Annotated in this window: 7 protein-coding genes; 3 read left to right on the top strand and 4 right to left on the bottom strand. The window is 69.8% G+C overall.

The window, feature by feature from the left end:
* The coding region (locus KBY81_RS04700) for a hypothetical protein (protein WP_254975800.1) at positions 1-518 on the bottom strand (518 nt) is incomplete at its 3' end.
* On the bottom strand, positions 496-1,542 hold the full coding sequence (gene tilS / locus KBY81_RS04695; protein WP_254975799.1) for a tRNA lysidine(34) synthetase TilS: 1,047 nt from the start codon (positions 1,540-1,542) through the stop codon (positions 496-498). The genes tilS and KBY81_RS04700, both read right to left, overlap by 23 nt.
* Before the next feature lie 23 nt (positions 1,543-1,565).
* Between tilS and KBY81_RS04690 the strand changes: the two genes are divergently transcribed.
* Genes KBY81_RS04690 through uvrB form a run of 3 tightly spaced genes read left to right on the top strand, consistent with a single transcriptional unit; the run spans position 1,566 to position 4,847 of the window.
* Positions 1,566-2,336, top strand: coding sequence for a DUF561 domain-containing protein (locus KBY81_RS04690; RefSeq protein WP_254975798.1), 771 nt, complete (start codon positions 1,566-1,568; stop codon positions 2,334-2,336).
* Positions 2,337-2,363: 27 nt separating this feature from the next.
* Positions 2,364-2,786: a phage holin family protein gene (locus KBY81_RS04685; RefSeq protein WP_106222095.1), complete on the top strand. Its 423-nt coding sequence runs from the start codon at positions 2,364-2,366 to the stop codon at positions 2,784-2,786.
* 51 nt (positions 2,787-2,837) lie between these two features.
* The gene (uvrB, locus tag KBY81_RS04680; protein ID WP_254975797.1) at positions 2,838-4,847 is read left to right on the top strand and encodes an excinuclease ABC subunit UvrB; all 2,010 of its coding nucleotides are present in this window, start codon (positions 2,838-2,840) and stop codon (positions 4,845-4,847) included.
* A 22-nt stretch (positions 4,848-4,869) separates the two neighbouring features.
* Here the strand turns inward: uvrB and mscL are convergent, their stop codons facing one another.
* Together mscL and KBY81_RS04670 are read right to left on the bottom strand one after the other, a co-directional pair.
* On the bottom strand, positions 4,870-5,262 hold the full coding sequence (gene mscL / locus KBY81_RS04675; protein WP_254975796.1) for a large conductance mechanosensitive channel protein MscL: 393 nt from the start codon (positions 5,260-5,262) through the stop codon (positions 4,870-4,872).
* Positions 5,263-5,295: 33 nt separating this feature from the next.
* Complete coding sequence (locus KBY81_RS04670) at positions 5,296-6,081, bottom strand: EAL domain-containing protein (RefSeq protein ID WP_254975795.1); 786 nt, start codon at positions 6,079-6,081, stop codon at positions 5,296-5,298.
* Positions 6,082-6,123: the final 42 nt, after the last annotated feature.

The following is a 6,123-nucleotide window of genomic DNA, read 5'->3' as shown; positions in this document are numbered from 1 at the left end:
GCCGTTGCCGGCTCCAGGTCGGCGGCGGTGGCTGGGGCGGCGGCTGCCGCCGAGGCGGTTGTCGCCGGCGCCGTGGTCAGCCAGGGGGCCGCCGGGCCGGTGACCGCCTGCGCGGTGAACGCCGAGCCTGCGGCCCCTGCGACCAGGAACTCCGGACCGGGGGTGCCGATGTCCGCCACGGCCGACCCCGGGGTCGGGGTGGCGCCGGTCTCATCGATCGCGCACTGCTTGAGTCCCTGCTCGGCGATCCTGGTGAGGGCAGCCTCGCCGCTCTGCTCCGCCACCGTCCCGTAGTACCCGGCGGCCGTGGCCTTGTCCCCGTAGCCGTAGAGCTGGGTATGACCCAGCAGCAGCTGGAGCCGCAGCTTCAGCCCGGTGAGCTGGGGATTGTCCGAGGGCTGCAGCTGTTGCAGCAGTTCGGCCCCATCGGCCAGCACCGTGGCCCACTTCTCCCTGGAGTAGGCCTGCTCGATCACCGCATAGCGCTGGGCGGCGTCATTGGCGCTGGTCTCGGCCATGGAGCGGGTCGGGTGAGCGGACCCACAGTGTGCTGTGATCCCAGTGCAGCTGCCATCCTCCGGGCAGATCCAGCCGGCCCGTGTCCCCCCCCCGGACCAGCCGATCCACCAGGGTTTCGAGGCTCCCCGATCCCGGCTCCCGCCCCAGGTGCCGGCGCAGCCAGTGGTGCAGCAGCCGTCGCTGGCTGGCCGGGGCCAGGCCGGCCAGGCGGCGGCGCGGCAGCCGGGCGGGGCACTCGCCCTGCCGGAGGCCCTCCAGGGCCAGGTCCAGCAGTTCCGCCTCGGCCTCGGCCTGCGCCTCCAGACGTTCCGCCTGGGCGCTGATCCGCCGACTGGCCCCGGGATGGAGGGCCTCCAGCACCGGCATCACGTCGGCCCGCAGCCGGTTGCGGGCGAAGCGCAGATCCCCGTTGCTGCTGTCCGTCCAGACGGGCAGGCCCCGCTCCCGGCAGAGCCGGCCGGTGTCGCTGCGGTCGAAGATCAGCAGCGGCCGGGCCAGCCGCAGGGGGCCGGCGGCCGGGGCCAGGGGCCGGCTGGCCCCGAGGCTGGCCAGGCCGCGCAGGTGGCTGCCGCGGGCCAGGTTGAGCAGCACGGTCTCGGCCCGGTCACTGGCGGTGTGGCCCGTCACCACATGGGTGCAGCCCCCCTGGAGGGCCGCCGCGGCCAGGCAGCCGTAGCGCCACTCCCGGGCAGCGGCCTCGCTGCCGGGGGCCGGATCGGCCCGGTCGAGCTTCAGGTCCAGTCCCTGACTCCGGGCCCACCGGGCCAGGTCCGCGGCCTGGCGTGCCGATTCTTGGCGCCAGCCGTGGTCGCCGTGCCACAGCTGCAGCCGCCAGCCGTGCAGGGGCTGGAGGTCCAGCAGCAGGGTGGTCAGGGCCATGGAGTCCTGGCCGCCGGACACGGCGACCAGCAGCGACCCCCCCGCCGGCAGCAGGGTGGGTCGCCGCAGCAGATGCCGGTGCAGGCGCGTCTGGTCGCGTCCCCAGGGGCGCGGCGTCCGGCTTGGGTCGGGTGGGAGAATCACCGTCTGCGTCTTTCCATCCGCCGATGACCCGCCTCTCCAGCCTGCCCACCGCCCTGCAGCAGGCGATCCGTCAGGGGCGGGCGCTGAAGGTCATCGCCGGCCTCGACAACTTCGACGCGGCCCGGGTGCAGCGGGTGGTCCGGGCCGCCGCCGCCGGCGGCGCCGATCTGGTGGATCTGGCCTGTGACCCCGCCCTGGTGCGCCTGGCCGTGGCGCTGGCTCCGGGGCTGCCGGTCTGCGTCTCGGCGGTGGATCCGCTCCTGTTCCCGGCGGCCGTGGAGGCCGGTGCCGCCATGGTGGAGATCGGCAACTACGACAGCTTCTATCCCCAGGGGCGGGTCTTCGGTGCCGCCGAAGTGCTCGAGCTCACCCGCCGCACCAGGGCGCTGCTGCCGGAGACGGTCCTCTCGGTCACCGTGCCCCACACCCTTCCCCTCGATGGGCAGGAGCGGCTGGCGGTGGAGCTGGTGGCCGCCGGCGCCGATCTGATCCAGACCGAGGGCGGCACCAGCGCCCGTCCCCTCAGCCCCGGCGCCCTGGGCCTGATCGAGAAGGCCGCCCCGACCCTGGCGGCGGCCCATGCCATCAGCCGGGCGGTGGCCGTGCCGGTGCTGTGCGCCTCCGGGCTCTCGGCCGTCACGGTGCCGATGGCCCTGGCCGCCGGCGCCGCCGGCGTCGGGGTCGGCTCCGCCGTCAACCGCCTCGACGATGAGCTCGCCATGGTGGCCGTGGTGCGTGCCCTGCGGGAGGCCCTGCCCCTGGCGTCGATGGTTCAAAACGAACAGACTCGGTAAGCTGATCGGGTTGCGGCACCGCTTCCCATGGGCTCGTTGACCTGGCTCCTGCAATGGCCGATCCGGGCCCTCATTCTGCTGCTGGTCGCACGACTGCCTTTGGGGGTGGAGCTGGCGAGCTTTTCGGCGGCCCTGCTGTCGGCGATCGTCATCGCCCTGCTGGGCACCCTGCTGGTGCTCCCCCTGAAGCTCCTGCTGGGACCGGTCTGGTTCGTCTCCTCGCTCGGGGGCCTGATCAGCCCGGTGTCGTTCCTGTTCAACTGGCTGATCACGATCATCCTGTTCAGCCTGGCCGCCTGGCTGATCAACGGGTTCCGGCTCCAGAACGGTCTGATCAGCGCCATCCTCGGGGCCCTGGCCTACAGCGTGCTGAGCAGCCTTGTCCTGGGCTGGATGGGTCTGGATGTGCCCCTGACCCGGGCGATGGCGGCGGCCTCCGGGGTGGGCTGATCGGTTTTCCCCGCCGGGGCGTTCCCCTCGGGTGACCGCCAGAATGGTCCGATGCCATTCCAGCTTCACGCCCCCTACGAACCGAAGGGCGACCAACCCGCCGCCATCGAAGCGATGGTGAAGGGTGTCGACGGGGGCGAACGCTTCCAGACCCTCCTCGGTGCCACCGGCACCGGCAAGACCTTCTCGATCGCCAACGTGATCGCCCGCACGGGGCGCCCCACGCTGGTGCTTGCCCACAACAAGACCCTGGCGGCCCAGCTCTGCAACGAGCTGAGGGAGTTCTTCCCCAACAATGCCGTCGAATACTTCATCTCCTACTACGACTACTACCAGCCCGAGGCCTACGTTCCCGTCTCGGACACCTACATCGCCAAGACCGCCTCGATCAACGAAGAGATCGACATGCTGCGGCACTCGGCCACCCGGTCGCTGTTCGAACGGCGCGATGTGATTGTGGTGGCCTCGATCAGCTGCATCTACGGCCTCGGCATCCCCTCGGAATACCTCAAGGCTGCTGTGAAGTTCGAGGTGGGCGACAAGCTCGATCTGCGCGGCTCCCTGCGGGGTCTGGTCAACAACCAGTATTCCCGCAACGACATTGAGATCAGCCGCGGTCGCTTCCGGGTGCGCGGCGATGTGCTGGAGATCGGTCCGGCCTACGAAGACCGGCTGGTGCGGATCGAGCTGTTCGGCGACGAGGTGGAGGCGATCCGTTACGTCGATCCCACCACCGGCGAGATCCTCCAGAGCCTGGAGTCGATCAACATCTACCCGGCCAAGCACTTCGTGACCCCCAAGGAACGGCTGCAGGGGGCGATTCAGGCGATCCGGGCCGAACTGCGCGAACGGCTGGACGTGCTCAATGGCCAGGGGCGGTTGCTGGAGGCCCAGCGCCTGGAGCAGCGCACCACCTACGACCTGGAGATGCTGGAGCAGGTGGGCTACTGCAACGGGGTGGAGAACTACGCCCGGCATCTGGCCGGCCGGGAGGCCGGCACCCCGCCCGAATGCCTGATCGACTACTTCCCCGACGACTGGCTGCTGGTGGTGGACGAGAGCCACGTCACCTGCTCCCAGCTCCAGGCCATGTACAACGGCGACCAGAGCCGCAAGCAGGTGCTGATCGAGCACGGCTTCCGGCTGCCCAGCGCCGCCGACAACCGGCCCCTCAAGGGGGACGAGTTCTGGGAGAAGGCGCGGCAGACCATCTTCGTCTCGGCCACCCCCGGCACCTGGGAACTGGCCCAGAGCCGCGGCCAGGTGGTGGAACAGGTGATCCGCCCCACCGGCGTCCTCGACCCGATCGTGGAGGTGCGCCCGTCGGAGGGCCAGGTGGACGACCTGCTCGGGGAGATCCGGGTGCGGGCCGACCGCCAGGAGCGGGTGCTGGTCACCACCCTCACCAAGCGCATGGCCGAGGACCTCACCGACTACCTGGCCGAGAACGGGGTGCGGGTGCGCTATCTGCACTCGGAGATCCATTCGATCGAGCGGATCGAGATCATCCAGGATCTGCGCAACGGGGCCTACGACGTGCTCGTGGGCGTCAACCTGCTGCGGGAGGGCCTCGACCTGCCCGAAGTGTCCCTGGTGGCGATCCTCGATGCCGACAAGGAGGGCTTCCTGCGGGCGGAGCGCTCCCTGATCCAGACCATCGGCCGGGCGGCGCGCCACATCGACGGGGTGGCCCTCCTCTACGCCGACAACCTCACCGATTCGATGGCCAAGGCGATCTCCGAGACCGAGCGCCGTCGGGTGATCCAGCACGCCTACAACGAACGCCATGGCATCACCCCCACCCCCGCCGGCAAGCGGGCGGGCAATTCCATCCTCTCCTTCCTGGAGCTGTCCCGCCGGCTCAGCGACGACCAGCTGGAGGTGGCCGCCGAGCAGGCCGAGCAGAACGAGGTGCCCCTCGATGCCCTGCCCGAGCTGATCACCCAGCTGGAGGAGAAGATGAAGGCGGCGGCCAAGAGCCTGGAGTTCGAGGAGGCGGCCAACCTGCGGGACCGGATCAAGAACCTGCGCCACAAGCTGGTGGGACGGCCCGCGGCCTAGGCCCCCCGCCGCCTTCGCGGGCCTAGAGCCCGCGGCGCTCCAGAGCTTCGGCCAGACGGTTGGCGGCGGCCGCCAGTTCGGCCTGGGGATCGGGCCCGGCATCGGCGGCCCGGGCCTCCTCCTGGCGTTTCATCGCCTCGATCGCCCGCACGATCAGGAACACCACGAAGGCGATCACCAGGAAGTTGATCAGGGCCACGATCACCGCACCGGCGGGCCAGGCGTTGATCGCCTCCACCTGAGCCGCCTTCAGGGCCGGCTCCAGCAGGCTGGTCATCACCAGGCTGACGATGGCATCCACCACCTTGCCGAAGGCACCGCCGATGACCACGGCCACGGCCAGGTCGACCACGTTGCCCTTGTTGATGAAATCCTGGAAGTCGCTCAGGAAGGAAGCGGCGGCGCGCCGGGCCATGGGAATCCTGCGTGAAGGTCGCCCTTTCCTACTTCACGGCTGGAGGTCCCCGTTGGCGTCCTCCGGACCATCGGTCCGCTGATGGAAGGCGATCAGGGCTTCGGCGGAGATTGGAGGGGACAGGTGGAAGCCCTGGACGGCCTGGACCCCCGCCTGCCTCAGCACCTGGAGTTGCTGGTCCGTCTCGACCCCTTCGGCGATGACCATCAGCCGGGACGAGCGGATCAGGGCGGTGAGTCCCTCCAGCCACTCCGGATTGGGCGTCTCCGGGGTGATCATGGCCACCATCGTGCGATCCACCTTGATGATGTCGAAAGGACAACGGCTGAGGATGGCGAGATTGGCGCCCCGCAGCAGGCTGACGTCATCGAGCGCCATCTTGATGCCCAGTTGCTGGGCCTGGAACATGCCGGCCAGGCCCAGGGCATCAGGAAGCCCCCGCTCGGTGACTTCCAGGATCAGCTGGGGAATCATGTCAACCAGGCCGGCCTTCATCGCGGCGTAATAGACCCCGCCCCGTCCGGTGATCTCCGGTGGAACGTTGAGACTGAGATGCACGTCGGGATGGCGCCGCAACCAGTCCTTGAGTTCGGCCGCCGCGGTCTCGATCACCCAGTAGGTGAGCACACCCGAGGCGGGGGTGGACTCCAGGGACGGGATGAACTCCCCGGGCATGACCAGAGAGCCATCGGCCCGCCGCCAGCGGATCAGGGCTTCGGCTCCGATGCAGCGGAGATCCGGGAGGGACAGGATGGGCAGATACTCCAGAAAGAACTCACCCTTCGCCAGGCCCTCGGCGATCTCCTCGGGTCGGTTCATGGGAATTGACGGCCCATGTGAATGGAGAGGGTTCCAGGGAGA

Source organism: Cyanobium sp. Lug-B, assembly GCF_024345635.1.
GTDB lineage: Bacteria > Cyanobacteriota > Cyanobacteriia > PCC-6307 > Cyanobiaceae > Cyanobium > Cyanobium minutissimum.
The sequence above is the reverse complement of the archived record's forward strand: the minus strand, read 5'-3'. Positions and strand labels throughout refer to the sequence as shown.

Bases quoted from the DNA above. Each gene is read 5' to 3' on its own strand.
- KBY81_RS04670 (WP_254975795.1), bottom strand. From the start codon at position 6,081: ATGAACCGACCCGAGGAGATCGCCGAGGGCCTGGCGAAGGGTGAGTTC.
- KBY81_RS04685 (WP_106222095.1), top strand. From the start codon at position 2,364: ATGGGCTCGTTGACCTGGCTCCTGCAATGGCCGATCCGGGCCCTCATT.
- mscL (WP_254975796.1), bottom strand. From the start codon at position 5,262: ATGGCCCGGCGCGCCGCCGCTTCCTTCCTGAGCGACTTCCAGGATTTC.
- uvrB (WP_254975797.1), top strand. From the start codon at position 2,838: ATGCCATTCCAGCTTCACGCCCCCTACGAACCGAAGGGCGACCAACCC.
- KBY81_RS04690 (WP_254975798.1), top strand. From the start codon at position 1,566: ATGACCCGCCTCTCCAGCCTGCCCACCGCCCTGCAGCAGGCGATCCGT.